The sequence below is a fragment of the Bosea sp. Tri-49 genome, from assembly GCF_003952665.1.
Classification (GTDB): Bacteria; Pseudomonadota; Alphaproteobacteria; order Rhizobiales; family Beijerinckiaceae; genus Allobosea.
In genome coordinates, this window is the sequence record NZ_CP017947.1 from 58409 (window position 1) to 82058 (window position 23650).

Below are 23650 nucleotides of genomic sequence, written 5' to 3' on the forward strand. Positions count from 1 at the left end.
GGATATGGCTATGGCAACAGCGCCGATCGTCGCACGCTTTGGGGAGGGCCGCGACCGATGAACACGGAGCACTTTAAACGTCCAGTCGTCATTCTGGTCGGGCTAGGTCATCCAGCGGCAATCTCGTCGGTCATGGAGGCCTATATGTTTTTGGTCGACTGGCCGCCCAGCAAGCGCGACCCTGCCCATCAATTCGCAATAAAGGCTTGCCTCGCGGCCATGCGCGGTGACGTCGATGCGGAGACCGTCCGCGGCATCTTCGTAACGCTCGCCGAAAAGTATGACATCATGGCACCAGACGCTGTCGCGTTCACAGCATCTTACAAGGAAGGTCCGCAGGGACGCGCCTAAGTCACTCTTGCCCGGCCTGAGTTAGGCCGGGCTCACACCTTTAACAGTCCGGGCCATTGGGGAAGGCCATGACGAGGAAACCTGCGCTGCTCTTCCAGGTAGTCGATATCGCGAGCATAACCGTGAGCGCCAATCCGACGGAGGGAGCCATTCTGAGATTCACCATGGATGGCGAGCTGAACGACCTTGAGCTCAAGCTGTCGGCCGTGACGGTTGCTCGATTGCAGACCCTGCTGCTCGAAGCTGATGCGCAGCTGGCGAATTTGGTGACGACGCAGTAGGTGGAACGTCAAGGACCCCTGGCGGTTGAGCTTCCGATAGTTGCGTTGGAGGTTGTCACGCGTACCCAGCCGAAGCGATCCGGGCTAAATGCCAAGGTCGCGGCTCACCTCAATCCAGCCCATCTGAAGCTCTATCGCGAGTTCTGCCAAGACCAAGACGGCAACCGCTACACTGTGGTCGCCTACCGGCCGTACCCCTTCCAAGGGGGCACCACCACACGCGCTGGATGACGGCACAGCGGTGAAGTGCATCGACGAGTGCATTTTCGAGATTGAACCGACGGGCCGAAGGAGCATCCAGTCTGATGAGTGAAGTGCGGGCACCTTCTGAGGCTTTGCACAGGGGAGCGGAAAATGGGGCATCGTTATGGAGTCGGAGACCAGGTCCGCCTTGCATTTGGTTTCCACGACCATGATGCAGTCGGCTTGTATGAGGTCACGCGCCTGCTGCCGTTTCAAGCTGACGGCGAGCCCCAGTATCGCGTGAGAGGAAGCGATGACCGGGAATGGGTTATCGGGGAATCGCAAATCAGTGACGCAGCGCCGAACGGAAACCCACCCACCGGGCCGCGTAGGCCCCGAAATCCCATCACGGAGGCTTTCAACCGTCTAATTGGAAAAAAGGAGTAAGAGGGGTACGGGAGGAACTGGCGCGTCCGATGAAAGCGAACCGCTTTGCTAAGCGACGCGACCGATCAACTGCCGTTTGCAGCTGCATCCATCCTTTTATGTATCCTGTTGAGCGTCTTTTAATTAGAAGAATTCGGAACTGTGAACTTGAGCCCGCGTTGTTCTCCATGGCGCCGCCAAGGCGCCCAACCAGGAGAATAAACATGAACCGCTCACTTCTCGGCCTCGTCGCCGCGTCCGCTCTCGTCGCGAGCTCCGCCGTCGTGGCCCAGACCACCGTCATGATCGGCCAGCCCGAGCAGACCCGTATCAAGGAGTACGTGGTCAAGGAGAAGATGAAGCCGGTGACGATCAAGGAGAATGTCACCGTCGGCGCCACCCTTCCGAGCGATGTCGAGCTTCACACCGCTCCCAATGATTGGGGTCCGAGCGTCACCAAGTACCGCTATGTCTACACCGACAACCATGTTGTGCTTGTCGAGCCGTCGACCCGGCGGGTCGTTCAGATCATCCAGTGATGTTCTGAAGCTCGCCTTTTAGGGGCGCTGTCCGGGCCTCGTCAGCTTCGCTGGCGAGGTTCGTCCGGTTCTCGGGATTCGAATGCTATGTGGACGTTTGCGACAATCGCTGCACTCGCGGCATTTATGGGAGGTTACTTCGCAGCCGTATGGTGGGCGACACGTCCATCCAGCTCGGTCGCTGGGCCGCGAATGGAGGCCCAAGGGTCGCCCGAGGCCGAAGAAGCTCAGCCGGAGTAGTCATATGCAGGATGGCTACGAGGCTGCGCAGGAATAGGCGACGAATCGGGAGGGCCCTACAAATGTCTCTGCGCGCACGATGCTTCGTCGACAGCTGGATCACCGAAAACGTCAGGACAGGACCGGGAGACGCTAAGATGTTAGCGATTCGTCTTTTGATTGAGGCGAACGCCCGCGGTATCCCGCCAGCCGAAATCACGGCCGAGTGCTCCAATCCAAAAGCTCAGATCGAGTGGGTGCTGCACGGCTTCAGTGCCACACCGGAACAAGCTCGTTAGCCTCGTTGAGATAGTCGCGTTGTCATATCCAACACCACTCGATGTAACTCACAGTCATACTCGACCGACGCTCAAGCTCTCATCTGCGGTGGACTGCCGACCGAGAAGAAATCTCGCGCTTCGCAGACGGTTTGGGCGGCCGGCCTGAAACGATGCCATGCCGGCTTGCCTGCAATCGCCGGCGCTATCGAGCAAAAGAAGGGAGTATCGTCTTCAGCGTCGACCATGGCATCCGGGTCCATCCGGGCAGCTCGACAAAGTGCTCTGGCGACATGTTCGATACGGGCCTCGTCCATTCTTGGACCCCTGCCCATCGAGGCAGCTGCAAGGCCTTGGCGCTGATGGGCGTGGCGCAGGTCATCAACACAATTGGGCGCAGAAAGTTCCGATTGGAACAGAGAAACCTTCGCAGAGCTCCAGAATTACGGTCAGAAGATTCCGTTGCGCACCCAACCGAAGCACGCCAGGCTCAGGCAAAAAATCGTCAGCAGACCCGCTTACAACCCCCAAGTACTCCACCGCGAGCTGTGCCGGGACGAGGACGGCAAGCGCCACACGGTCATTGTCTTTCGAATGAAAACGGCACCCCGGTGCGCTTCATCGACGATTGCCTGTTCGAGATCGAATCGACTGGGCTAACGCTGACGCGGTGCCCCTGATGCCGGCGCTCGTGATTTGGGGTTTGCTCATCGCCGCGATCCTTGCCGCAATCGGGATGGCCTCGTTTCGATAGGAGGCAGCCGTGGAAACGACCATGTGGACGCGTGCGACCATCGGCGTCGTCATTGCAGTTCTAGTCGCCTATTTCGTTGCGGTGTACCGGGTGACGCAAACTGACGACGATAAACGATCATGACATCCCATCGCGCCACGCACCGCTTGTTTATTCCCATCTCGCCGGTCTCGCGAGGTCTCGACCTGGTCGAGCGAATGGGCGCGGAAGTGCGAAGTCGATACTCTGCTTCGCATGCCACCCGCCCAACGGCTACGCTTCATGAACGGTTCGGGCAACCCGGAGGATGGTCGCGACGCCCGGCCGCTCGCGACTATTCGCGGTCAGGCTGGCGCAGATGCTTTGAAGACCGATCTGGAGCGTATGGAGCAGATTCTCCGAGCGCGTCCGAACTGATTGTGATCCGCGTCGCGATGAGATCGAGCAACCCGCCAACGGTCTGGACGCTCTCCAGCTCTTCATCATGAAGCAGATCCCTATCGAACTCTCGTTCAATTTTGTTGGCGATCAGGATGAGATCGTCCATCGTCAAGCCGGCTTCATCGAGCGTTGCCGTCGGCTCCAGCTTTACCCGATCGACCAATCCTTCTTCGGCGACAATATCGAGTAACCGATCGAGAAGCCTGACTTCTACAAGCCTCTTCTTAGACATAACCATCCTCGTTAACATTGGCCTGCTGGAAGCGCGCAAGCGACAAACAGGCAAAGAATCAAGTGGCCCCGCGCAGGCACACGGGGCCGCTCTCAAATCACTCGATCACGACAACGATCTCACGACTTTTCGGGTCAACGATCAGCACGTCGTCGCCGATCAGCGCGTAGTGAAGGCCGCGCAACTGCTGGTCCTGCTGCTCGACCTCCGGAGGAAGCGGTCGCAAGACAACCTGCGTCGGCAGGACCGCACCCTTCAAGCCGTCGACACCCTGGATTTCGCCTGGACGGGCATCGGCCAGGATCATTCGCGCAAGTTCGTGCCGGTCCGTTGTCCCGTTCGACGCAGCTGGACTGGCTGCCGCCCTCGCGTCGGCAGGTGCTGCGGCCGCCGAGCGCGGAGCGTTCTTGTCGACAACATCGACGATGCGGCGTGTGCGCGGCTCAACGACCGCCACCTCCTCGCTCTCCGTCATGACGTACTGGTAGCCGCGCCAATCCGGATGACGCGCGATCACCTCGTCGGGAAGGTCGTAATAGGGCACGCCGACTGGCAGGATGGCGCCTTGGCGGAAAACCACCGTATCCGGCCGGTTCCAGCGCCGGACATCACGCCGACGCTCGAAGGCCGCGTATATGTCGACGCTGCCACCTCTACCGCCGCCGCCACGATCGATCACCTCCACAATGCGCCGGCTGCGCGGATCGACGATGACGATGTCCCGCTCCGAGACTGTATAGCGATAGTCACGGTATTGCGGCCGGATCGCAGCAATATCACTTGGCAATGGCTGTAGTTGGACGCGCGACGGCAATTCGGCGCCGACGGAGACGGAAACCCCGAGATTCTGGACAGGGCGGACCTCGTTACGCTCAACACGCTGGCGGACCGTGTCGGCGATGCGTTGATTGTCGCCGGCCCCTACCTGGGCGTTGTCGCTGTTCTGGCCGCTTGGCAAAGCGCGGTTCTGAGCAGGTTGTTGGATGGTTCCCCCGGGCTGCGTCGTGACCGGCCGCTGTGCATTGGTGGCCGGCCTCTGCTGATCGTCCTGCTTTGGAGCCGACTGGGCCGTACTGGGTGTACTCGGCCGACCCTCCGGCCGCTGCGGCTGGGCAGTTTCAGGAGACTGAGGCGTACGATTCTCGGGCTGCGCCTGATCAGACGATCTGCGGCCGTTGCGATCATCCTGTCGCTCGCGCTGTGCCTGATCGCGTTGCAGCTGCTCGTCTCGCCGCTGCTCCTGCTGAGCGCGCGGGCTCGGAGCCTGATCGGGCCGCTCGCGCTGAGCCTGGTCCCGATCGCGTCGCTGGGTCGGGCCGCGCTGCGGGTCCTGGCTTGGCTGGATGTCGCGGCGCTCAATGGCCGGCGATTCCGTGCGCTGTGTCGGGGCCCGATCTGGATCAAGCGCGCGCCCCGGGGCTTCGCGCGGTGGACGCTCCACCCGGACTGGCCCATCCCCCGGGGCCACGATGACTGGTTGTGCCCATGCGACCCCAGCGTGGGCCATGATCGCAATGGTGGCGATGCCAGCAAATTGTTTCATGGAATCCTCCCTGAACTCAGGCGCCGGCACCTCGAAGAAAAAGTGGAAGCATGTCCCTGCTGACTGAGGGACGGAGGCACCTTCGAAGTTGCCGCTCGACCTGTGAAAGAACGAGCCCCGCAAAAGGCGATGCGGGGCCCACTTTGCTCAGTCGATGATCTGGACGACCTTGCGCGATTTTGGTTCGACCAGCACGGTTCGATTGTTCACCACCGTATACCGATAACCCTTTGCGCCATACTCCGCAGGGACCTCGCGATAGGTCACGCCCCGCTCTGGCAGCACCGCGCCGACACGGACTTCTTCGGCATAGGTGTAGGAGGGAACGCGCTGTTCGGTCACATAGGTTTTGAACCGCGGCGTGTTGTCCCCGATGATGCCGCCGACGACGGCTCCGCCCACGCCGCCGACGACCGCCCCGACCGGCCCGCCAACGACCGCGCCGCCGACAGCTCCAGCGGCCGCGCCGCCAGCCGCACCACCCTGGGCGCCTTGGGGATTTTGTGCGAATGCCGCGACCGGAGCCAGTGCGATTGCGGCCGCGAGAATGATCTTCTTCATGAGTCGACTCCTGGTGACCCCCCAGATCGAGGTCCCAACTTAGAATCCTTGTAAAATGTTCCGAGGAGATGATACCCCATATGCCAGCGGCGGCCGGGGCCAAGGTGGCGCTGGAGCCCTTCGCCGGCCTGGCCTATGTCAACCTGCATACGGACGGGCTGACGGAGACCGGTGGCGCCGCGGCGCTGACGGCCGCAGCGACGACACCAGCCTCGGCTACTCGACGCTGGGCCTACGCGCCTCGACCACGTTCGCACTGCAGGGCATGGACCTGACCTTGCGCGGCGGGCTGGCCTGGCGCCACGCTTTCGGCGACGTCACGCCGACCGCGGCGCTCGCCTTCGCCGGCAGCAGCTCATTCACCGTCGCCGGCCTGCCGATCGCACGGGACGCCGGCGCCGTCAGGTTCTGATAGGGGTTTGGTAGGACGCTTAGAACGCGATCGCCAGAGCGAGGGCGATGACAAGTAGTAAAGGACCCATCCACTTGAAATGACGAGCCAGCGACGTAACCCAAATGGGCTGGTTGGCGGCATTGCCAGGCAACGGCAGATAGCCAAGGCCGACTGCCGTCATCCACAGGCCCGCGCAAAACATGATCAACTCGTCGATATAAGCTGCGATCATAACCATTGCCTTCGGCATGAGGGCGCGTCTTTTGACGCGCAATCTGCAGGCAGAGGCAAAAAAACCTCGTAAATGGTGCGCCCAATCTCAAGAGCGCGCGCGGTACTCTGCGCGAACCGGTATTAATCCAGTCAGGAGGATCGCAGTGGCTAAGACGATCAATGCCATCGACCAGTACGTCGGAAACCGGGTTCGCTTACGACGTAGGACCCTTGGCTTCACTCAGCGCCAACTCGCAAAAGCCGTCGGTGTCTCCTTCCAGCAGATCGGGCCCTACGAGAACGGTATCTATCGGATCACCGCCGGCCGACTGGAGCAGATTGCAAAAGCGCTCAGCGTAACGCCATCCTTTTTCTTTGAACAAGACGTCTCCGGCCATCAGGTACCCTCAGAAGAGATTGCGGCGACCTTGCGGGCCACGGCCGAAGGAGTTGAGTTGATCAAGGCCTTCTCACGTATCCGCTGCCCCCGGATGCGTCGCACTGTAATCGGTATCATCGGGCAACTGGCCGAGGAGGCAGTAGGCGGCCCGGTTTCGGAACAGCTTTCGCAAGCCGAGTGACGGTCAGTACCGGCCGAAAGCATGCGCAATAGCATCCGAGCTACCGAATAAAAGCGCGGCAGGCGAGCCCGCGTACCGGGTCCAAGCTACTCCAGGCGCCGCACACTAAACTCGCTTCAGTGTCCGCGATTATAGAAAGCGAGCGTACGGAGATGATAACCGCTCGCCGATGGGTGCTGGGAGACGACTGCACCGGCGAGAGGCATGGCGCTGGTTGGGGAGCGCCGAGATCAAGCTAGCACGCTGCGTCGGAGGGAAAAGGCCCAGGTTCGTCCTCTGGACGAATTCGAGCTACTGGCTCTGAAGGGCTGCCTCTCGCCGACGAGGACCGGGGGAGATGCAAGTCGGCGAGAGGCATGGCGCGAGGATCCCGAGAGCGCCGGGCTATGAACTGGCTAGTCGTCGGCGGGTTCCTCAGGCGCCCCAGCTTTTCTCCGGCCGCGGCCTTTGAAGTCGAGCGAAGCGCGATAGACCTCATCACCGGCCTGATCTTGAACTCGTACCTTGAAGTGGGCTCGCTCGCCGTTCGGAAGAGTTTCCTTCGCCATGTCAACGAGCGACCGCTGTGCGTCATCGGTCGCTGCTTGCTCGCTGGGGAAGTCCATCGACTGGCGGGCAGATCGCTCGGGTCTTTGGTTATCACCCGGTATTTAGGCATAGCGCTTCTCCTCAGGCGAGGAATGCTCCGAATCCCGTCAGGTTCCGATATCTCGCTAGGAAGCCCTCAATAGTGCGGCGAGCGCATCGATTTGGCGACTAGACGGGCCCAGGTTCGGTCGCAAAGTGCACAGACAGGCGCGCGAGGCAACGCGGCGGTTGCGTTGCTACCGCTCGTTTGGCTTCGCAATGAAAATGCCCGCCCCCCGTTAGGGTGGCGGGCCTCGTCGGAGCCCGGCTGGGCAGCGTGCGGGCTCAGGCGATATCACCACGTCTGGCGGTTGTACCAATCGTCGACCTCGGTCCGGGCCTTGTCCTTCTCGATGCCGTAGCGCTCCTGAATTTTGCCCTCGAGCTGATCGCGTTTGCCGGCTACGACGTCGAGATCATCATCCGTGAGCTTGCCCCACTGTTCCTTCACCTTGCCTTTAAGCTGCTTCCAGTTTCCTTCGACGCGATTCCAGTCCATTGGACACTCCACTGAATTCGGGTTGCGGTAAAAACGTCTCGAAACTGCGTTGGTTCGACGCAGAATTATGTTCACCGGAAAAATAAGCTGGCTCAGCGCACACCTGGTCGGAGGAGCCAACCCGGTGCGCATCAAATTGCGCCGTATCGATGCGGCGTGGCTGTCTCATCGAAGCGGCTCCAACCGCTCTGTCGGTATTCTGCTAGACGAGCCTCACGGTCGATCGGCGTTGCGCCGTCCATGATGGCTTCGACTTCCGCCGCCCGACTATCTTCAGCCCGGACAGAAACGACAGAGCCGCCTCTGCGAACAGTCTCGGCATAGTAATGCGCGCTGTCTTCGTCCTCTCCAGCGCTGGTCATCGCACCGATGATTCCGCCCGTGGCGCCGCCCGCCGCCGCTCCAGCCAGCGTCGAAGCCAGCCAACCGGCGGCGACCACGGGCCCGACGCCCGGGATCGCAAGCAGCCCCAGGCCAGCCAGCAAGCCGGCAGTCCCGCCGACCGCGGCGCCGATGCCAGCCCCCTCACCAGCATTGCTGTCGTCATTGTCTGCTTTTTCGTGACGCCCCAACAGACTGATGTCCGAACTGGCGACGCCGGCGGCCTCAAGCTGGTTCACGACGCCCTGGGCGGCGGCGTAATCATCATAGGCTCGAGTGATCGTGCGGGTCATTTGATGCTCCTTTTCAGTTGCGGGTGATGTTGCCGCGGTAATCGACTGAGACGGTCACCTGCGCGCCCGAATGTGTGGCGGTGCCCTTCCAGACACCGTTGTCGTCCTTCTTGAGCTCGCCGACGTTGGTGTAGCCGTTCGCCTCCAGGCGGCTCTTGGCCTGCCCCTCGGTGAAGCTATTCGCGCCGGGAAGCGGAGCGTTCGCATCGGCGGGCGCATTCGGCGCAGGCGTTGGCGAAGTAGTGCTCGTCTGTGCAAGGCCGCCGACCGGAATCAGGGCGCACAAAGCCATCGTGAGAAGCGCACGTTTCATGATTATCCCCATTTTTGAAGGCGCCGTGAGGCTGCTAATCAGAACGGCAGGCTGCTCAAGATGTTCCCGCGAATGAGGAATTTTCAGGCGGTTGGCTCCGGCCTCGTTAATCGCGCTTGAGCTTGACGAGGTTTCCCGGCAGGCCCGCCACCGGAAGGTCATCCGAGCTGCGGTTCGTCCCCGGGGCTGGATTGGCTTGGGGCCCGTGCTTGTTTTCGCCAGCGTGATCCTCATCCCACTGGCGAAGCGCTGCGATCAAACTCTTCAGTTCTTCTGCCGCAGCTGAATCTTCAGGAGCATCGCTCAAAGCGTTGGCGCGCTCGGCCGCCGCCGCATACTCAGTATGTGATTGAATTAGCATTGAATCTCCAGTCCGAATGCGCCTCGCGCGAAGGAGGCCGCAAGTTAGTACTGGAACCGCGCGCTGCTCCCTTCGTTCCATGGCTCTCAGCCGGACAAGGGAGAGCCAGATGGCCAGCGAACCGAAGACCCTGAACGACCTTTTCTGGGATACGCTCAAGGACATCTATTACGCCGAAAAGCAGATTCTGAAGGCCTTGCCGAAAATGGCGAAGGCGGCCAAATCGCCCGAGCTCAAGCAGGCCTTCGAGAAGCATCAGGTCGAGACCGAGATCCATGTCGATCGCCTAGGCGACGTATTCGAGATCATCGGCAAGGCGCCGCGTGGCAAGACTTGCGACGCCATCCTCGGCATTATCGACGAGGGTAAATCCATCATGGAGGAGTTCGAGGGCAGTCCGGCGCTCGATGCCGGCCTCCTCGCCGCCGCGCAAGCCGTCGAACACTATGAGATCTCACGCTACGGGACGCTGAAGGCATGGGCCCAGGAACTCGGCCTCGGCAATGCAGCGAAGCTTTTCGATCAGACGCTGACCGAGGAGTTGAAGACCGATCAAGCGCTGTCCCAACTGGGCGAAAGCAAGGTCAACAAGCAAGCTCAGCCCAAGGCCGCCTGACGTTGTCGCGGCCTCGGTTCGCCGGGGCCGCCCATTTTTTGCGAGTGCGCGATGCCAGACAAAACCGATCCGATTTCACATCTCGGCCAGTCGTCTTTCTTCACCCGTCTGTCGCAGACCATAGCCCGCTACGCCGGAAAGCCCGCGACATCGTTCATTGCGCTTTCGGTAGTGATAGTGTGGGCACTGTCAGGGCCCCTCTTCGGCTTCAACGACACTTGGCAGCTGGTAATCAATACGTCGACCACGATCATCACCTTTCTGATGGTCTTTGTGATCCAGAATAGCCAGAACCGCGACACGGCTGCGATGCAGATCAAACTCGACGAGCTCCTTTCTAAGGTGGAAGGCGCGCGCGAAGAGTTGATGGATCTCGAGGAACTGGACGAGGAGAAGCTGGCTGCGATCCGCGATGAGTACGAGCGACGGGCCCGCCGAGCCCGCGACAAGCCAGAGTGCAATATGCCGGGCATTTCGAGTGGGAGGATCGATGACGCAGAAGCAGCCCGTGAATGAACCGAACTGGCGGTCGCGCGCAGTGGAAGTTCTACCCGGCGCGTCTATGCCGGAACTGGCATTGATGGCCGAGCTTTTGGTCGGTGAACTAACCAGGGCTGGCTTACGGCTGGCGGTAGCTGAATCCTGCACGGCCGGAGCGCTGGCAAACACAATCTCCACAGTAGAAGGTGCGGGGAAGGTGCTATACGGCGGTTTCGTCACCTACCAGGCCGCGGCCAAAACTCATCTGCTGGGCGTGCCACCGGCTACGATAGAGGCTTGCTCTTCGGTTTCGCTCAATGTGGCCCGCGCTATGGCACTGGGCATCTTCGAAAGAACGGAGGCCGATCTCGCGCTGTCGATCACGGGCGTCACCGGCCCGGTTGAAGACGACCGCGGCAATCCGCGGGGGCGCGTTTATATCGCGGCGGCCCGCCGACGAGCGGCCCATCTGGATTGCCACTGCGAGTTCGGTCCATTTCCCCCCGCGGTCCTGCTCGACGCCGCCCTTCGCAACGGCGTGCTTCTGGCCCGGGACGCGCTCGCCTTAGATCATCGACCTTCGAAGCATCCGCCGGTTCTGAAAGGAGCATAGTATACAGAAAGCCCGGATTGACGACTGCCTCTCGCCAATGTGCGCGGGGGGAGCGACTGCACCGGCGAGAGGCACGGCGCTGGTTGGGGAGCGCCATTTCCAAAGCTAGCATGCTGCACTGCAGGAAAAGGTAGAATCGTCCGCCAGACAAACTCGATCTGCCGGCCTAGAAGGGCTGCCTCTCGCCGACGAGGGCTCGGGGGAGATGCAAGTCGGCGAGGCATGGCGTGAGGAACCAACTAACGCCGTGCAGTGAACTGGGAAGAGTTTCCTTCACCATGTCGACGAGCGAACGCTGAGCGTCATCGGTCGCGGCTTGCTCGCTGGGGAAGTCCATTGACTGGCGGGCTGAGCCGCTCGGATCCTTGGTGGTCACCCGGTCTTTAGGCATAGCGCTTCTCCTCTTGCGAGGAATGCGCTCCAGTCATGTTCCGCTATTTCGCGAGGAAACTTCACCTGATGAAGTCACCGCGCAGCGTCGGAAAATCCGGCATCGAGGTACCGACATCGACTTACGCTGAAAGCCAGAGTCGGGGCTCGCACGCCTCATAAGGGGCAGGCGGCACCGTGCTCGATCGAGCGCTTTACCGCGTCTTCGTCATCACGACGCTGGCGTCGCTGTGCGCCCAGCGCTTCAGGACGTTTATGGTCACGTCGCTCTTGTTGCGATGCACGCGCAAGTCGAACTGGGAGCCCGTCAGTTTCAGACCCCGAAGGGTGATGTCGTAGAGGAAGGTCGGAAGCACCGGGTCGATCAACTTGACCTCGTCGGTCGCTGCCGGCATTTCCAGTCCCAGACAGGCAGCCAGCATCGCAAAGGGCGCTGCCGCAGCCTAGGCCTGGGGCGTGCAGGCAACGGGGTATGCGGTCGGTCCACGCTGGCGCCGTCGCAGGAACCCGCAGAAGAGCTCCGGCAGGCGCTGCTGATCCTGGGAGGTGGGCGCAGCGAAGGTCGCCTCGAACAGCCGTGCCGCCTCCAGCTTGAAAACCATATTTGGCGAAACCGAGGGCGATCAGGGCGTTGTCGTGCGGCCACACCGAACCATTGTGATAGGACATCGGATTATAGCGGACTTCATCGGCATTAAGAGTGCGAATGCCCCAACCGCCAAAGCTGCCTTCACTCATCAATGTTGCTGCGACCGTGGCAGCGCGCTCGGGCAAAGCGATGCCCGCGAATAGCGCATGTCCGGCATTGGATGTGCGCACCTGGCAGGGCCGCTTATTGCCGTCGAGGGCTAGCGCGTAGGAGGCGATCTCTTCGCACCAGAAGGCGATATCAAACCTGTCCCTCAACGCGGAGGCGGCCACTTCGAGTTCATCCGCGCGATCGACTAGCCCCAAAGCTCTCGCCATCAAGGCTGCCGCTAGCCTCCCCGACTTCCCCGGCCTTACGCTTTACGAATCGAGTCGTACCCATTGCTCGTGGAGAGCCATGACAGCCCTGAAGATTGACACGCCATTGCGCCGCGCGCGCATTGATGCGAGCTTCACCGCCGCGAAGAATGTCCACTGGCGATATCAGCCAAAGTCTGCAAAGCCTGAGCGAGCAGAAGCCTCATCTTCTAAGACATGGCCACCCAAATCGATGCGGTCCGACTCGCCGTTGAAAATCGAAGAAGTAGCGCGGCATAGGCCTACGGAACTGTCTTCTTTCGCCTCTTCGGCACCGCCACCGACGCCGCTTGTCGTTCCGCCGCCTCTTTCTCCAGACGCTGTTGCCTCTGCCTGGCCATGTTCACATCGCGTTGATGAGCGATGCTGTCGAACTCAGCGGTGATCCGATTCCGCGCGAGCGACTGGGTCTGGGTCTTCATAAAATTGTTCTCGGCAGTGATGCGCTGTGTCGATTGCGTAGACATTCCTAATTCCGATCGAAGCGGCTTGCGCCGAGGACATAAAAAAAGGCCAAGCATTGAGCTTGGCCTCCCGGGAGCTGTTGTCGACAATGCCAGTACATCCGTGGTCATCATCGACGAAACAGTTAGATTACGCCGCCTGAAGCTGTTCGGCTGCCATCTTACCTGACTTGTTGTCACGGGCGACCTCGAAGCCGAGCTTCTGGCCTTCCTGCAGATCGCGCATTCCAGCGCGCTCGACTGCCGAGATATGAACGAACACATCCTGGCTGCCATCATCAGGCTGAATGAAGCCGAAACCTTTGGTGGAATTGAACCATTTCACTGTGCCGGTGGCCATGAAAAACCCTCCTTTTGGCAAGACCTGTCGTTCGCCGAACGGAGTGCTCGACGAATTCAGAACGATTTCGAAAGGGGGAGATCATCAGAGTCGCGTCAAAGCGCGAAAATAACAAAGACCGACCAACAAATATCGATGGGCAGAAACATAACTGCATATATTAATATTGTCAATCGTCGCCGGATAAATTGCTTTTGCGACGAAAAAACATCAAATTCGATGAACAACTACAGTTTTTGGCGTTAGTGATCCGCTGGAAAGGCGGATCGTCAGACCGGCTCGCTCACGGCTTCGGGCACAGGCTGCCCTCTCGAATCAAGCTCGGCAACATGGGACAATGTGATGACGGTCCCCGGCTTGGCCCTGGTCACAGTGATCTCGGCACCCAGCTGCCCCGCGAGTGCCTTGACGATGCTCGTTCCCAGACCAGCCTTGGCGTCCTCGGCCGCCTTCGGCATTCCAACACCGTCGTCTGCAACGATGAGAGACCAATTTGGGCCTGTCGCGCTGTAGCTCACGGTGATCCGCCCGCCTCGTTTACCGGGATAGGCGTGCTTCAGCGCGTTGATGACCAGTTCGGTGACGATAAGCCCGATGCTGATGGATTGGTCGGCTTTCACAACGCTCTCATCCACATCGACATCCAGAATGAGGGCATCACGGTCATGGATCATCGACGCTCCGATGCTCCCGCATAAATTGGTGAGATAGGGCTTCAGTTTGACGTCGCCGATCTGCGAGGTGGCGAGCTGTTGTTGAAGGGCTGCTACCGACATCACCCGGTGATGCGCATCCTGCAAATGGCCGCGCGTTTCATCTGACTGGACCTTGCGGGCGCTCTGCATCAGGACGCTTGCAATGATCTGGAGGCTGTTGGCGACGCGGTGCTGGAGTTCCTGAAGCAGGATCGCCTTCTCACGCAGAAGCTCGTCCTTCTGTTTCTCGCTGCGCCGGGCATCAGTAACATCGAGCACCGACAGAAGGATCCGGATTTCGGCGCCGTTCTGGTACTCGAGCTTGTGCGCGTTGATGATCAGGCGGCGCTGGCTGCTATCGATCCGCTGCAGGTTCATTTCATAGGCTTCGACTTCCGCGAAGCCCGAGGCCGTGGCCTTGAGGAGGGAATCGAGCTGAGGGATGTCCCATTCGCCAGCACCGATTTCGGTCATTTTCTGTCCGATGACGGCGGCTGGATCGAGCAAGAAGGCGCGGCAAAAGGATCGGCTCGCCACGACGATTTCCAGCCTGTCGTTGAGCAGGAGGAGCGGCGCATCGGATGACGAGATCACAGCGAGGGCCAGATCTGACTGAGACGATAAGATGGGATCGGCCATGACAGACCTTTCAGGCTCTGTCGGCAGCTCTCGGAGCGAAAGCGGGTCCACGAACTTTTCGTGGCTATAGCATAGCCCGACCGGGCTCACATGCTCCTCTTGAACAAGCTGTAGCACGGGTACCAATCCCTATGGGAATTATTCGCCTCGAAATGGGCGGCGCTGTCCGTTTGAGAATCTGCGGAACCCTCGCCAGGCTGTGATAGGAGACACAGCTTTGGCTCCCGCCAACAGACGATTGCCAGTGGTGGCTCGATCTCAATGGCCTCTGCTGCAACGATCGCTCAACGCCTGCATGGAATCGACTAACGCTCTGACGGTCGAATTGTTTTAATCGTTTCGCTGGCGGACTAACGAACTGGTGAGGGCATTACGGATAATCTTTTCAATTCGACGCAACAACGATGGCTGACGTCAGTTAGGTCGGCTCACAGCAGCGAGCTCGCCATGACACAGACCGTCGTGCTTGTCGTCGAAGACGAGCCCATTATCCGCATGGACACGGTCGCAGTGATCGAGGACGCCGGCTACGCTGTAATCGAAGCGGCGAACGCCGACGATGCCATTATCTTTCTGGAGACACGGGCTGATATCCGCGTCGTATTCTCCGATATTGAAATGCCTGGGTCGATGGATGGCTTGAAGTTGCTCCATGCCATCCGTGAGCGCTGGCCTCCCATCGTCCTCATCCTTGCGTCGGGTCGCGTATCTCCGTCACGCGACGAAATGCCATCCGACACAGTTTTCTTGCGGAAACCGTATTCCGAGGCCTCATTGCTTGGTGCGATTCGAAGGGCCAACGCCGTTGCGAACGAGGCGCCAATCTGTTGAATGGGCTTTGAATTTGCGGGGGAAGGACAGCTGGAATCTGACCCCTGCGGCTCTGATAGCGACAGCCAGCACCAAATCCACCCTTGATGGATCGCGAACGCGCTTTCCTCCTAGTTCGAGTCAAATGAGCCCGAGCCATCGGGCTGAATCTGGTATCCCGCCGCCTCCAATCCTTGCCTCAGCAATGCACGCACAGCCGCTGACCTGCTCGGCATGCGACGCGAAAACCGAAAGTCGTCCACGGCCGCTAACTCGACGGCGTCCAGCATCACCTGGAGGCGTTCGCCGCGCGCCAGAGGATTGCCCTTTTTCGAGACTTCTGTCATCGGCTCCTCATCTCACTCATTTGCGTCATTTTACACAATACCTCGGTCGCCTCATTTGTTCCGAATGACGCGTCGCAGCACACGGAGCCATATGCCATCTGCGAGCGGGTTGGGCTGATCCCTCAGTCCGATTTCTCTGGGGTTTCAAGGCAAATCGGCATAGGTTTAGGCAGCTTCCGGCCTCCGGAAGTCCGCATGCAGGTTACTGCATCGGGAACAGGGTCGGCATTTTGGCCGCCGCCGTTCATCAAGGCTCCGATACTAACTGCCGGCCCCCGCGCATCGGGCAAAGGATGCGCCGTGAAGGTCAAGTTAATGACCGGTCTCGGAACAATCGAGTTCCCTTGCGGAACCCGTCACACGCTTCAATACGCCCTAAGCGACCGCAATTCCGATGGTGCAATCCACGGCATGTTGTTGGCTGACCTGATGGCGCTTCACCCTGAACCCATCGCTCAGCAACTGCGTCTCACATGTGCCGACGGCGCGACGCTGCGGCTGCTGATAACCCACCGAACCACCAAGGGTTCGACATTTATTGCCGCGGCCGTTTGATCAGGCGGCAATAGGCAAGGCAGTCGGAAGCCACGTCGGCGTCTTTGCTCCGCAGCAAGACGCAAGGGCGGAGAAGGGCACATAGTGCCCTGAACTGCTCCTTGAACTCCTCCGGGATTTCCCATGCCGCGCCAGGACAGCGATGGCGCTGACCTCGCCGGTTTCGTTAGCTGCGATAACGTGCATCACGACCTCGGCGGACCAGTCGTCACGCTCATCGGCCGGCTGGAGGATCGATCTCATCAACAAGACAGCGTCTTCTTGACGACGGCGAGGTTGGGATTCAGAGGTGCTTTGCACGGTCAGTCAGGGATTTCTGGCTCGTGGAGCATTTCATGGATCAACTCCGCCGCCTTCTCCGTCGAGATTGTCCTGACACCGGAGCTTGCAAGGCGATCGAACATTTTTGCGACCGCCGCGATAGCGTCGTGCTCGGCCAAAGAAAAGGCTAAAGTGGCCTGAGCGAGAGCTTTATCTCGATTGACCATAACAATTGGGGTTGGCGACGAATGTAGCGTCGTCGTGAACCCGTCGATGAGTTCTCGAGCCCGTTCTTCGGGCGTGTACCCCGATGGGGAACTGCTTTGTGTCACGTTGACGCAACCCAATGACCGATCGGGCTGCTGTTCAATGTCCATGCCAATGGCAGCGACGGGCTTACAGTGGCGGTTGTGAACTGCATCGCAACTGATGGCGGTGGTAGCGCTCGGACTCAAGGCGCCCGAGACCATAGGAATCCATCGGCACCCACGCCGCCCTTTAATCGGCGTGTCGCTCGTCGCTCGCGGATGGTCCGCCGCAGCTGCTTGCCCTTGAGCTCAACAAGCAGAACAAGCTACGCCCTTCTCGCTGGGGCACGGGACAAATTGGCCACGATTTTGGCGGTGCTAGCTGGCGACGCGAGCTACCATCACATCGTTCTGTGGCGGGAGCCTCTGGGCGAACCGCTGCAGGAGTCCTGTCACGACCGCATATGGCACGGCTCTCGAAAACAAATAGCCTTGGCCGAGCCTGCATCCGATGTCTGTCAAGAGGCCTGCCTGGCGTTCATTCTCGATGCCTTCCGCGATGACGCGAATGTCGAGCTTGCGGGCGATGTCGACGAGACCCTCGACAATCGTCAAGCTTGGATCCCCATGGCTTAAACGATCAACGAACGACTTATCGATTTTGATAATATCGACCGGAACGGTGAGCAGATGGGTGAGTGAAGCGTATCCGGTCCCAAAATCATCAAGCGCCACGCGCAGCCCATTTTCTCGCAGGGCTTTGATCTCACGGGCAACGACTGGATCGCGCTGGCCGAGATAGACAGACTCCGTGACTTCCAGAATGATGTGCTTCAAGGGGACATTCTGCCGGCCGAAGGCGGACTCAAGGCGGGAATAAAGCGTGCCGCTATGAAAATCGGCGGAGGCGATGTTGATACCCACATGCTGTAGCGGAATACCCTGCTCCAGCCACGAACGGACATCGGACGCGACAGCGGCCAACATGCGTTCGGTTAAGTTTGAAGCGACGCTCACGTCAGACGTCGCCTGATGAAAAATGGCCGCCGCGACGATCTCGCCATCGGGCTTTCGAAGTCGGCAGAGAGCCTCCAAGCCTACGATCGATCTTGTGTCGAGCCGAACGATGGGCTGGTAGTGCGCTTCTATCCTTCCCTCGCGGAGAGCCATATCAACGTTCCGGATCGCCTCTATCCTGGTTTTGATGGCGCTGCCCATTCCCGGCCAATACAGAACGAACCCGCCGCGCCCGGTTTCCTTGGCATGGTATAATGCGAGGTCTGCGTGCTCGCGCACAGTGGTGGCGTCACCGTCTTCTATTGCCAGCACTGCGCCACCGATCGTGGCGCGCGGCAGAATCATGTGCCCACCACAATCAGCAGGTGCGGCCAGCGCTTGAAAAATTCGCCCAGCCGTTCCCTCGATATCAGCGAGCGCATCTGCTCCCTGGAGTATCACGGCAAACTCGTCGCCACCCATGCGATACACCCGATCCGGCATTACGCCGTCGCTCACGCGGGCCGCTACGGTCTGCAACAGAGCATCCCCTGCAGCATGACCAAAAGTGTCGTTGATTGTCTTCATATTATCGAGGTCGATAAGCAGCAGCGCCCAAACGCCTGCTTCAGCGCAAGATAGTCGGGCTAGTGAAACGTCGAAACTTGCCCTGTTCGGCAGGTCGGTCAATGCATCAACAAAAGCCCGGCGCTCGCGCTCGGTCACGCGTTGGTCGCGCTCTAAGGCAATGGCGCATAGGGCCGTACAAGACGCGACAATCTCTTTTTCGCGGGCGGTCGGATTGCGCGCCTCTTGAAAATAGAAGGCGAAGGTGCCGAGTACGACTCCCTTCGCGTCAAATATCGGACTCGACCAACATGCTCTTAATCCAAGGGCCAACGCTGGCTGCCTGAAATCAGTCCAGCGCGGATCCGTTGCGATATCAGCTGATGATACATCGGTTCCAAAATAGGCAGCGGAGCCGCACGAGCCGACCTGCGGACCTATCATGAGTCCATCGAGGCCCGCAGAATAGTCATCCGGGAATGTTGGTCCTGCGAGCGGATGTAGCAATCCCCCGCTATCTACCCGAAGAACGGAACACCAAACACCCGGCAGAAGCAGCTCTATTTCACGACAAAGGCGATCAGTCGTGCACTCCAGGGATTCGCCCTTGGCGATCATCTCAAGGATACTATTTTGAAGCTGTAGCACGCCACCCGACTATCTGAAGTAGTAACCCCCGCCTTGTTATGCGCCCTTTTCGGTAAATCGTCAGTGACGAGGCATGCTTTCCACCATCCTATCAATAAAGCGCGAGTTTTAAGGATCTCGCGCCAGATTGCTTCAGCAGCTACTCGCAAGCGCGCGACATGCGTGACCCGTCTTCGATTCCTATGGGATCGGAATTCGAATGCACCCCGTGCCCAAGACGAAACCAGCTCGAGCAAATGGTCAACCATCAACGCCACGATCGAAAGGCATTCACTGAAGGCTGAGGGTGCACGTTTAAATCTGCGCGAAAGGGTATCTCGCGTAATGCGAGTGATTTACCTGGATTTGAAGCTGTATAAGTGGTGATCGCCGTTGCTTCGGGTGGCAACGAGCACTTAGAAAAGACGATGTCTGTACTAACGTTGGAAGCATAATGTCCAAAGATTCAACGGAACTGCTCGAATTGTCTGCAATGGTCGTCGCAGCCTTCGTTCGCCATAACCGCCTTCCCCAGGCCGATCTTGCCGGTCTCATTGAACAGGCTTACGCGGCGCTAGGCCGTCTCGGCCAGGAGCCCGCGGCCCCACCGACCGAAAAACCTGTTCCGGCGGTCCCGATCAAGAAATCTGTGACACCTGACGCCATCTACAGCCTCGAAGACGGCAAGCCGTTCAAATCGCTGAAGCGGCATCTGCGCTCGGCCTACGACATGTCGCCGGAGGACTACCGCGCCAAATGGGATCTGCCCGCCGACTACCCGATGGTCGCTCCGAACTATGCCGAGGCGCGCTCGCAGATGGCCAAGAGTCTGGGCCTCGGTCGCAAGAAGGGGCAGAGCGCCCCAAAAAGGCGGAACCAGCGGAAATGATCGCAGCTCCAGCTCGCGTTCGAGCCTCTGCTTCACTGCGGGCTGATTGTTTTTTACCTAGCTGACATCGCGCCAGTTCTCGCGGATTCTCCGCTTTGCCTCCTCAAGGTCGTGACAACCGAACTCGGCTACGGACCGGCGTCTGCCCTTTGACATCACCCAGTGCCATCGCGGTGAGCCGTCAGGAGCATACTTGTCGTGCGTGATGACGGCGATTTTATCACCCCCTTCGTCTTCGACATGGAAGAGATGGTCGATGTCCGGCCACGTCCGCCGGACCCAAATTCGCGCCGCCATTGCTCGACTCCGCCAAAACATTGTTCTTAGTTTGTTCTCGATTGCGAAATCAAGGTATATCTGGCCACGAGCCGCGCGCCCTCTGGAAGCGGATAAGCGTGACTAGGTAGCCGGAGCGAGCGTTGATCCTGAGTTAGAGCCACCAGAAGATAATTGCGATTGCGTCGCGAAAATTGAGCGAGAAGACGCGATCTGAGATGCGGCAGCTGATCGAGATTGGCATGTTGTGTGCTCCTTGCGCCGGCACGATTATGCAGCTGCCAAAGGGGGCGAGGATTGATTGCCGATCTATCTCTATCCTCAAGGAGGTGCCGATGACCGATGCGCGCCCGCATCATGTTGTGGTGAAAATCGACCGGGACCGGTTCAGGACGAAGCTGCGCGAGATCGAGGCTTGGCTTGCCGAATGGGAAGTGGATGCCGAGGTCGGTTCCGTCCTCGGCGAGAAGGCCGAGCTTCGAGTGAGGTTCGCTGACACGCGTGCCGTATATGCTTTCCAGCGCTGCCATGGTGGCAGAGCTGTACGGGCAGATGAGATTGCAGCCGCCAAGATTACCGATGCCACTGACGAGGACCTGTACGATCAGCTCGCGCGCGATTACCCTGATTGAGAAATCGGAACCGCCATGTCAGCAGATGGGATGCGAACTAGGCCCGATCCGCGACACGCCGGAAATCACGCTCCGAGGCCGCCGAGCCATCAGTGATGACCGTCTCAAGGTTGTCTGCGAGGACGCAAAATCGCCTCGTGAGAGACGCCGCGATTTTCAGAAGATCAAGCTGGCCGTCGATCAACACTGATTGAAGGTCTCGATTGTCGAAGTCGCCGCCGCGGTCCGGAAGCTGCTTCTCAATCTCACGATAGATCGCTTCAGCCAGCCGTTCGCATTCGCACGACATGCGTGATCCGTCCTTCGATTTCTGCCTTTGCTACAGATGGGATGGAACCGTGAAAAGGAAAGTGCCCGGCAGTTTCCTCGACGCTATGGGATTGAGCACGCTTACCGGCTATTTCTGGCGGGCTCTGGCTGCGACTGTCCCGGGCTTTCAGCCCGTGCCAGACGGGCACGTATTGCTGTCGGCGCGCATGGCGCGGATGAAGTCCCGCGCGGCGTGCTCGACGCCTCAGATATCGGTCACATGCCGACGGCTCAGATTCAGGCGCTGGGCGCGAGCGGGGCTCCGGGCCTGGCATTGGATCGGACTGGCTCGGCATGGCGCCGCGCAGATCTATCTGCACCGCGAAGTCGATGGGCTCGATGCCGACTTTGCTCCGGCCAATCAGTTTGCACCGCGCAACGGATTTCCAGAACAGCTCTCAAGCTGTGAGCAGGCCGTCTTAGAGCGCTTCTCAGTCGCGGCGGCGGGGGTTGCATCCTACGATCCCTGCTTCGATCGCAGATGCGTATTCAAGGCGAAGCCTTCCGATCTTGGAGCGCGTCGCGGCGAAGTACACCCGACATCTCTGTGCCTGCCTCGGAACTGACAAAACCCGGCTTTGCGTCAACTTGCCGGCCCGCCTGCGCAGCACTGATGGGGGGCAAACACTCGCCGAGGGCTGCGGCCGTCAGCAAAGTCCAGTGATCGTCAAGAGGCAGACAACTGAGAAGGGCTGTGTGTTTGCCGGAGTGAGGTAGAGAACCAAGCGCTGATTGCGCTGCTGCCTCGCTACAAGGTTTCCCTAATCACCATCCTGGAAGTTGCGCCTCGAGCTAACCTTGGCACGTCGCCCGGAAGCGGACGCTAGCAGCTTTGAGGCGAGATGCGGGCTCCCGGCCCATGGCGACGTCGTCCGATTTTTGGCTCATCATTCGAAGAGCGAACCATTTAGCTGAGCGTACCGGATACACGCTCAACCAGCAGGCGGTAATGTGCCATCTGGCCTGCCGCCCAAGTCTCGAACTCGGATAAAAAGTCGGCCGAAACGATAACTCTGCGACCACCACGGTCGACGATGAAACAGCCACGTCGTTCCGCGCTCGCGAGGATATTGCCGACGTGCTGCCGTGAGACGCGAAAGCGCTCGCCTAGTCCCCGATAGGAGAGAGGCGCGGGCGGAGCAACTCCGGCCAGCGCGGCATAGTGCGCGGCCAGGACCGCCGTCAGCACCGGGTAACCGCAATCCCGCCCGGTGAACTCGACCACATTGCTAAAGGGAGCGAAGTAGAGGTCCTCCTGCCGAAACATCTCGTAAGAGGCGCCGAGCCAATCCGCGAGCCCGTCAGCATCTGACCGAAGCTTCGCCGCCATTGGCGAGTCCGGCGGATCCAGGCGTTCGCAGGCGTCGAGAAAAGCCAGGGGTGAGCGGCCGATCTCCCGGAGCAGCGTCATCGAGGGGCTTAACCGCAAAGCTCGGCCGTCTGCTGCGAGCCGGCTCGCGACGACATAACCGCTCAGCTTGAGTGTGCCGACCAGTTCCGCAATCTGCCGAGTGCTGGCTGGCGCGATGCGCTGGAGCGCAGCGAGCGTCGGCGCCTCGCCGACATTCCGGCGCCAGCGCGCATCGAGACCGATCAGAGAAAAAGAGACAAGGTAGCGCAGCCTCTGGCCGAAGAACTTGTCCGCTGGCCACGACAGCTCCGGCCGCTGGATCATCGCAGCGCAATATGAGCCCAAAGCCTCGCGAAAGCCGCTGCGGCGGATCAGGCCGGCGGCATAGGGCCATGGACCTTTGTCGACATGGGCGACGATCGCGCGGTCAAGCATGTGGGCGCGGCTGGCCGGTTCCGAGACATGACACATGGCGGGATGCCTGCAGATTTTGGACTTTGCGACGTGAGGTCGGCATGGCCTTGATGCGTTTGCCCGATGACAGTTGATTGAGCCGATCAATAGCCCGCCATGCGAAAGACCGCTACTCGCCCAGGGGAACTCAGAGGCATCCGGCCTAATGTTGGCAAAAGCGTCTATCTGCTCAAGTCAGATCGCTCGAATTTCCATGCAGCATTGCTTTTGGCGGCCCTGCTTATATCGCTTGAGAACTTTGGGTGCCAAGCTGCGCTTTCCCAAACGGTTGGTAACATCGGCGGCCTCGCCGAAGTGTCGACTGATAATCCATTCCCTTACAATAGAGTGAGATTCATTGGGGCCGCCGGCCACATCCGCGCCCTGAACGATCTCAATCTTGGCAGCAGCGTAATCGCGGATACAGGTTCCGTTGGTCGTCTGTCTGCTGTCGCCGGACACTCATTGAATATCTACTTTCACAGTTTCCTGACCGGGTCGACCGTGTATTTCGGGTCAGCCTCGGATACTGGCAATATCAACTTCAATGGCTGGGACGGGGCAGGAGGAATCGATCTCAATCTTGTCCTGGACGGAGGGACATTGACGGCTCTGACCGTTCAGCCCGGTGGTGTAGT

30 protein-coding genes and 3 pseudogenes are annotated in these 23650 nt (G+C 59.7%); 14 read left to right on the top strand and 19 right to left on the bottom strand.

Going from position 1 to position 23650, the window contains the following annotated elements:
- The first annotated feature begins 57 nt into the window (after nucleotides 1–57).
- The 3 genes from BLM15_RS29260 to BLM15_RS29270 all read left to right on the top strand — a co-directional run bounded on the left by BLM15_RS29260 (nucleotide 58) and on the right by BLM15_RS29270 (nucleotide 1780).
- Nucleotides 58–351 carry a DUF982 domain-containing protein gene (locus BLM15_RS29260; RefSeq protein WP_126116449.1) on the top strand — a complete coding sequence of 98 codons (294 nt, stop codon included), beginning with the start codon at nucleotides 58–60 and terminating at the stop codon, nucleotides 349–351.
- A gap of 68 nt (nucleotides 352–419) precedes the next feature.
- Nucleotides 420–632 (top strand): hypothetical protein, encoded by a 213-nt coding sequence (locus BLM15_RS29265; RefSeq protein ID WP_126116450.1) that lies wholly within the window; start codon nucleotides 420–422, stop codon nucleotides 630–632.
- An 833-nt stretch (nucleotides 633–1465) separates the two neighbouring features.
- A complete protein-coding gene (locus BLM15_RS29270) occupies nucleotides 1466–1780 on the top strand; it encodes a DUF1236 domain-containing protein (RefSeq protein WP_126116451.1) in 315 nt (104 codons plus the stop codon).
- A gap of 589 nt (nucleotides 1781–2369) precedes the next feature.
- Here the strand turns inward: BLM15_RS29270 and BLM15_RS29280 are convergent.
- On the bottom strand, nucleotides 2370–2594 hold the full coding sequence (locus tag BLM15_RS29280; protein WP_126116453.1) for a hypothetical protein: 225 nt from the start codon (nucleotides 2592–2594) through the stop codon (nucleotides 2370–2372).
- 671 nt (nucleotides 2595–3265) lie between these two features.
- Here BLM15_RS29280 and BLM15_RS32380 point away from each other — a divergent pair.
- Nucleotides 3266–3343, top strand: a pseudogene (locus BLM15_RS32380) (hypothetical protein); the annotation flags it as partial.
- 1 nt (nucleotide 3344) lies between these two features.
- Here the strand turns inward: BLM15_RS32380 and BLM15_RS29285 are convergent.
- The 3 genes from BLM15_RS29285 to BLM15_RS29295 form a co-directional block, all read right to left on the bottom strand.
- Nucleotides 3345–3683 carry a hypothetical protein gene (locus tag BLM15_RS29285; protein WP_126116454.1) on the bottom strand — a complete coding sequence of 113 codons (339 nt, stop codon included), beginning with the start codon at nucleotides 3681–3683 and terminating at the stop codon, nucleotides 3345–3347.
- A gap of 97 nt (nucleotides 3684–3780) precedes the next feature.
- Nucleotides 3781–5226 carry a DUF1236 domain-containing protein gene (locus BLM15_RS29290; RefSeq protein WP_126116455.1) on the bottom strand — a complete coding sequence of 482 codons (1446 nt, stop codon included), beginning with the start codon at nucleotides 5224–5226 and terminating at the stop codon, nucleotides 3781–3783.
- A 147-nt stretch (nucleotides 5227–5373) separates the two neighbouring features.
- A complete protein-coding gene (locus BLM15_RS29295; RefSeq protein WP_126116456.1) occupies nucleotides 5374–5787 on the bottom strand; it encodes a DUF1236 domain-containing protein in 414 nt (137 codons plus the stop codon).
- A gap of 80 nt (nucleotides 5788–5867) precedes the next feature.
- On the opposite strand from BLM15_RS29295, the pseudogene BLM15_RS29300 reads away from it, so the two are divergent.
- Nucleotides 5868–6199, top strand: a pseudogene (locus tag BLM15_RS29300) (autotransporter outer membrane beta-barrel domain-containing protein).
- 19 nt (nucleotides 6200–6218) lie between these two features.
- On the opposite strand, the gene BLM15_RS29305 reads toward BLM15_RS29300, so the two are convergent.
- Nucleotides 6219–6413, bottom strand: a complete 195-nt coding sequence (locus tag BLM15_RS29305; protein ID WP_126116786.1) for a hypothetical protein — start codon at nucleotides 6411–6413, stop codon at nucleotides 6219–6221.
- A 145-nt stretch (nucleotides 6414–6558) separates the two neighbouring features.
- Between BLM15_RS29305 and BLM15_RS29310 the strand changes: the two genes are divergently transcribed.
- A complete protein-coding gene (locus tag BLM15_RS29310) occupies nucleotides 6559–6975 on the top strand; it encodes a helix-turn-helix domain-containing protein (protein WP_164547721.1) in 417 nt (138 codons plus the stop codon).
- 395 nt (nucleotides 6976–7370) lie between these two features.
- Here BLM15_RS29310 and BLM15_RS32385 read toward each other — a convergent pair whose 3' ends face one another.
- From BLM15_RS32385 to BLM15_RS29330, 5 genes are all read right to left on the bottom strand, one after another.
- Complete coding sequence (locus BLM15_RS32385) at nucleotides 7371–7580, bottom strand: DUF6894 family protein (RefSeq protein WP_442859484.1); 210 nt, start codon at nucleotides 7578–7580, stop codon at nucleotides 7371–7373.
- Between the two features lie 317 nt (nucleotides 7581–7897).
- Nucleotides 7898–8101, bottom strand: a complete 204-nt coding sequence (locus BLM15_RS29315) for a CsbD family protein (RefSeq protein ID WP_126116458.1) — start codon at nucleotides 8099–8101, stop codon at nucleotides 7898–7900.
- A 131-nt stretch (nucleotides 8102–8232) separates the two neighbouring features.
- Complete coding sequence (locus tag BLM15_RS29320) at nucleotides 8233–8775, bottom strand: hypothetical protein (protein WP_126116459.1); 543 nt, start codon at nucleotides 8773–8775, stop codon at nucleotides 8233–8235.
- Between the two features lie 13 nt (nucleotides 8776–8788).
- Nucleotides 8789–9088 (bottom strand): PepSY domain-containing protein, encoded by a 300-nt coding sequence (locus BLM15_RS29325; RefSeq protein WP_126116460.1) that lies wholly within the window; start codon nucleotides 9086–9088, stop codon nucleotides 8789–8791.
- A 106-nt stretch (nucleotides 9089–9194) separates the two neighbouring features.
- A complete protein-coding gene (locus tag BLM15_RS29330) occupies nucleotides 9195–9449 on the bottom strand; it encodes a hypothetical protein (protein WP_126116461.1) in 255 nt (84 codons plus the stop codon).
- A gap of 109 nt (nucleotides 9450–9558) precedes the next feature.
- Between BLM15_RS29330 and BLM15_RS29335 the strand changes: the two genes are divergently transcribed.
- From BLM15_RS29335 to BLM15_RS29345, 3 genes are read left to right on the top strand one after another with little or no spacing between them, the layout of a single operon-like run.
- The gene (locus tag BLM15_RS29335) at nucleotides 9559–10065 is read left to right on the top strand and encodes a YciE/YciF ferroxidase family protein (protein WP_126116462.1); all 507 of its coding nucleotides are present in this window, start codon (nucleotides 9559–9561) and stop codon (nucleotides 10063–10065) included.
- A 51-nt stretch (nucleotides 10066–10116) separates the two neighbouring features.
- Nucleotides 10117–10581: a low affinity iron permease family protein gene (locus tag BLM15_RS29340; protein ID WP_126116463.1), complete on the top strand. Its 465-nt coding sequence runs from the start codon at nucleotides 10117–10119 to the stop codon at nucleotides 10579–10581.
- A complete protein-coding gene (locus tag BLM15_RS29345) occupies nucleotides 10556–11158 on the top strand; it encodes a CinA family protein (protein WP_164547722.1) in 603 nt (200 codons plus the stop codon). Before BLM15_RS29340 ends, BLM15_RS29345 begins: the two co-directional genes overlap by 26 nt.
- 584 nt (nucleotides 11159–11742) lie before the next feature.
- Here the strand turns inward: BLM15_RS29345 and BLM15_RS32390 are convergent.
- The 5 genes and pseudogenes from BLM15_RS32390 to BLM15_RS29365 all read right to left on the bottom strand — a co-directional run bounded on the left by BLM15_RS32390 (nucleotide 11743) and on the right by BLM15_RS29365 (nucleotide 14691).
- Nucleotides 11743–11970, bottom strand: a complete 228-nt coding sequence (locus BLM15_RS32390) for a hypothetical protein (protein ID WP_126116465.1) — start codon at nucleotides 11968–11970, stop codon at nucleotides 11743–11745.
- A 223-nt stretch (nucleotides 11971–12193) separates the two neighbouring features.
- Nucleotides 12194–12514: pseudogene (locus BLM15_RS32395) on the bottom strand (MGH1-like glycoside hydrolase domain-containing protein); the annotation flags it as partial.
- Nucleotides 12515–12795: 281 nt separating this feature from the next.
- Nucleotides 12796–12975, bottom strand: a complete 180-nt coding sequence (locus BLM15_RS29355; RefSeq protein ID WP_236846841.1) for a hypothetical protein — start codon at nucleotides 12973–12975, stop codon at nucleotides 12796–12798.
- Nucleotides 12976–13147: 172 nt separating this feature from the next.
- Complete coding sequence (locus BLM15_RS29360; RefSeq protein WP_126116467.1) at nucleotides 13148–13357, bottom strand: cold-shock protein; 210 nt, start codon at nucleotides 13355–13357, stop codon at nucleotides 13148–13150.
- Between the two features lie 269 nt (nucleotides 13358–13626).
- Nucleotides 13627–14691 carry a sensor histidine kinase gene (locus tag BLM15_RS29365; RefSeq protein WP_126116468.1) on the bottom strand — a complete coding sequence of 355 codons (1065 nt, stop codon included), beginning with the start codon at nucleotides 14689–14691 and terminating at the stop codon, nucleotides 13627–13629.
- A 447-nt stretch (nucleotides 14692–15138) separates the two neighbouring features.
- Here BLM15_RS29365 and BLM15_RS29370 point away from each other — a divergent pair, with 447 nt between their 5' ends.
- The 3 genes from BLM15_RS29370 (at nucleotide 15139) to BLM15_RS29385 (ending at nucleotide 16865) form a co-directional block, all read left to right on the top strand.
- Nucleotides 15139–15522, top strand: a complete 384-nt coding sequence (locus BLM15_RS29370) for a response regulator (RefSeq protein WP_126116469.1) — start codon at nucleotides 15139–15141, stop codon at nucleotides 15520–15522.
- A gap of 521 nt (nucleotides 15523–16043) precedes the next feature.
- A complete protein-coding gene (locus BLM15_RS29380) occupies nucleotides 16044–16403 on the top strand; it encodes a hypothetical protein (protein ID WP_126116471.1) in 360 nt (119 codons plus the stop codon).
- A gap of 123 nt (nucleotides 16404–16526) precedes the next feature.
- The gene (locus BLM15_RS29385; protein WP_126116472.1) at nucleotides 16527–16865 is read left to right on the top strand and encodes a hypothetical protein; all 339 of its coding nucleotides are present in this window, start codon (nucleotides 16527–16529) and stop codon (nucleotides 16863–16865) included.
- Between the two features lie 425 nt (nucleotides 16866–17290).
- Here the strand turns inward: BLM15_RS29385 and BLM15_RS29390 are convergent, their stop codons facing one another.
- Nucleotides 17291–19093 carry a sensor domain-containing phosphodiesterase gene (locus BLM15_RS29390; RefSeq protein WP_126116473.1) on the bottom strand — a complete coding sequence of 601 codons (1803 nt, stop codon included), beginning with the start codon at nucleotides 19091–19093 and terminating at the stop codon, nucleotides 17291–17293.
- 463 nt (nucleotides 19094–19556) lie between these two features.
- Here BLM15_RS29390 and BLM15_RS29395 point away from each other — a divergent pair, with 463 nt between their 5' ends.
- Both BLM15_RS29395 and BLM15_RS29400 read left to right on the top strand, forming a co-directional pair.
- Entirely contained in the window at nucleotides 19557–19991 is a 435-nt protein-coding gene (locus BLM15_RS29395) for a Ros/MucR family transcriptional regulator (protein WP_126116474.1), read from the top strand.
- A 611-nt stretch (nucleotides 19992–20602) separates the two neighbouring features.
- Nucleotides 20603–20899: a hypothetical protein gene (locus tag BLM15_RS29400; RefSeq protein ID WP_126116475.1), complete on the top strand. Its 297-nt coding sequence runs from the start codon at nucleotides 20603–20605 to the stop codon at nucleotides 20897–20899.
- Nucleotides 20900–20936: 37 nt separating this feature from the next.
- Here the strand turns inward: BLM15_RS29400 and BLM15_RS29405 are convergent, their stop codons facing one another.
- The 3 genes from BLM15_RS29405 to BLM15_RS31495 form a co-directional block, all read right to left on the bottom strand.
- On the bottom strand, nucleotides 20937–21188 hold the full coding sequence (locus BLM15_RS29405) for a hypothetical protein (RefSeq protein WP_126116476.1): 252 nt from the start codon (nucleotides 21186–21188) through the stop codon (nucleotides 20937–20939).
- A 927-nt stretch (nucleotides 21189–22115) separates the two neighbouring features.
- Nucleotides 22116–22994, bottom strand: a complete 879-nt coding sequence (locus BLM15_RS29410) for a MarR family transcriptional regulator (RefSeq protein WP_126116477.1) — start codon at nucleotides 22992–22994, stop codon at nucleotides 22116–22118.
- Nucleotides 22995–23207: 213 nt separating this feature from the next.
- Nucleotides 23208–23474 (bottom strand): hypothetical protein, encoded by a 267-nt coding sequence (locus BLM15_RS31495; RefSeq protein ID WP_164547723.1) that lies wholly within the window; start codon nucleotides 23472–23474, stop codon nucleotides 23208–23210.
- Between the last annotated feature and the right edge of the window lie 176 nt (nucleotides 23475–23650).

Coding starts and splice junctions, on each gene's coding strand:
- BLM15_RS29335 (WP_126116462.1), top strand. CDS start 9,559: ATGGCCAGCGAACCGAAGACCCTGAACGACCTTTTCTGGGATACGCTC.
- BLM15_RS29360 (WP_126116467.1), bottom strand. CDS start 13,357: ATGGCCACCGGCACAGTGAAATGGTTCAATTCCACCAAAGGTTTCGGC.
- BLM15_RS32385 (WP_442859484.1), bottom strand. CDS start 7,580: ATGGACTTCCCCAGCGAGCAAGCAGCGACCGATGACGCACAGCGGTCG.
- BLM15_RS29405 (WP_126116476.1), bottom strand. CDS start 21,188: ATGTCGTGCGAATGCGAACGGCTGGCTGAAGCGATCTATCGTGAGATT.
- BLM15_RS29395 (WP_126116474.1), top strand. CDS start 19,557: ATGTCCAAAGATTCAACGGAACTGCTCGAATTGTCTGCAATGGTCGTC.
- BLM15_RS29330 (WP_126116461.1), bottom strand. CDS start 9,449: ATGCTAATTCAATCACATACTGAGTATGCGGCGGCGGCCGAGCGCGCC.
- BLM15_RS29270 (WP_126116451.1), top strand. CDS start 1,466: ATGAACCGCTCACTTCTCGGCCTCGTCGCCGCGTCCGCTCTCGTCGCG.
- BLM15_RS29260 (WP_126116449.1), top strand. CDS start 58: ATGAACACGGAGCACTTTAAACGTCCAGTCGTCATTCTGGTCGGGCTA.
- BLM15_RS32390 (WP_126116465.1), bottom strand. CDS start 11,970: ATGCTGGCTGCCTGTCTGGGACTGGAAATGCCGGCAGCGACCGACGAG.
- BLM15_RS29320 (WP_126116459.1), bottom strand. CDS start 8,775: ATGACCCGCACGATCACTCGAGCCTATGATGATTACGCCGCCGCCCAG.
- BLM15_RS29325 (WP_126116460.1), bottom strand. CDS start 9,088: ATGAAACGTGCGCTTCTCACGATGGCTTTGTGCGCCCTGATTCCGGTC.
- BLM15_RS29390 (WP_126116473.1), bottom strand. CDS start 19,093: ATGATCGCCAAGGGCGAATCCCTGGAGTGCACGACTGATCGCCTTTGT.
- BLM15_RS29380 (WP_126116471.1), top strand. CDS start 16,044: ATGCAGGTTACTGCATCGGGAACAGGGTCGGCATTTTGGCCGCCGCCG.
- BLM15_RS29285 (WP_126116454.1), bottom strand. CDS start 3,683: ATGTCTAAGAAGAGGCTTGTAGAAGTCAGGCTTCTCGATCGGTTACTC.
- BLM15_RS29290 (WP_126116455.1), bottom strand. CDS start 5,226: ATGAAACAATTTGCTGGCATCGCCACCATTGCGATCATGGCCCACGCT.
- BLM15_RS29400 (WP_126116475.1), top strand. CDS start 20,603: ATGACCGATGCGCGCCCGCATCATGTTGTGGTGAAAATCGACCGGGAC.
- BLM15_RS29280 (WP_126116453.1), bottom strand. CDS start 2,594: ATGGACGAGGCCCGTATCGAACATGTCGCCAGAGCACTTTGTCGAGCT.
- BLM15_RS29295 (WP_126116456.1), bottom strand. CDS start 5,787: ATGAAGAAGATCATTCTCGCGGCCGCAATCGCACTGGCTCCGGTCGCG.
- BLM15_RS29315 (WP_126116458.1), bottom strand. CDS start 8,101: ATGGACTGGAATCGCGTCGAAGGAAACTGGAAGCAGCTTAAAGGCAAG.
- BLM15_RS29340 (WP_126116463.1), top strand. CDS start 10,117: ATGCCAGACAAAACCGATCCGATTTCACATCTCGGCCAGTCGTCTTTC.
- BLM15_RS29305 (WP_126116786.1), bottom strand. CDS start 6,413: ATGATCGCAGCTTATATCGACGAGTTGATCATGTTTTGCGCGGGCCTG.
- BLM15_RS29265 (WP_126116450.1), top strand. CDS start 420: ATGACGAGGAAACCTGCGCTGCTCTTCCAGGTAGTCGATATCGCGAGC.
- BLM15_RS29370 (WP_126116469.1), top strand. CDS start 15,139: ATGACACAGACCGTCGTGCTTGTCGTCGAAGACGAGCCCATTATCCGC.
- BLM15_RS29385 (WP_126116472.1), top strand. CDS start 16,527: ATGCCGCGCCAGGACAGCGATGGCGCTGACCTCGCCGGTTTCGTTAGC.
- BLM15_RS29365 (WP_126116468.1), bottom strand. CDS start 14,691: ATGGCCGATCCCATCTTATCGTCTCAGTCAGATCTGGCCCTCGCTGTG.
- BLM15_RS29355 (WP_236846841.1), bottom strand. CDS start 12,975: ATGAAGACCCAGACCCAGTCGCTCGCGCGGAATCGGATCACCGCTGAG.
- BLM15_RS29410 (WP_126116477.1), bottom strand. CDS start 22,994: ATGCTTGACCGCGCGATCGTCGCCCATGTCGACAAAGGTCCATGGCCC.
- BLM15_RS29345 (WP_164547722.1), top strand. CDS start 10,556: ATGACGCAGAAGCAGCCCGTGAATGAACCGAACTGGCGGTCGCGCGCA.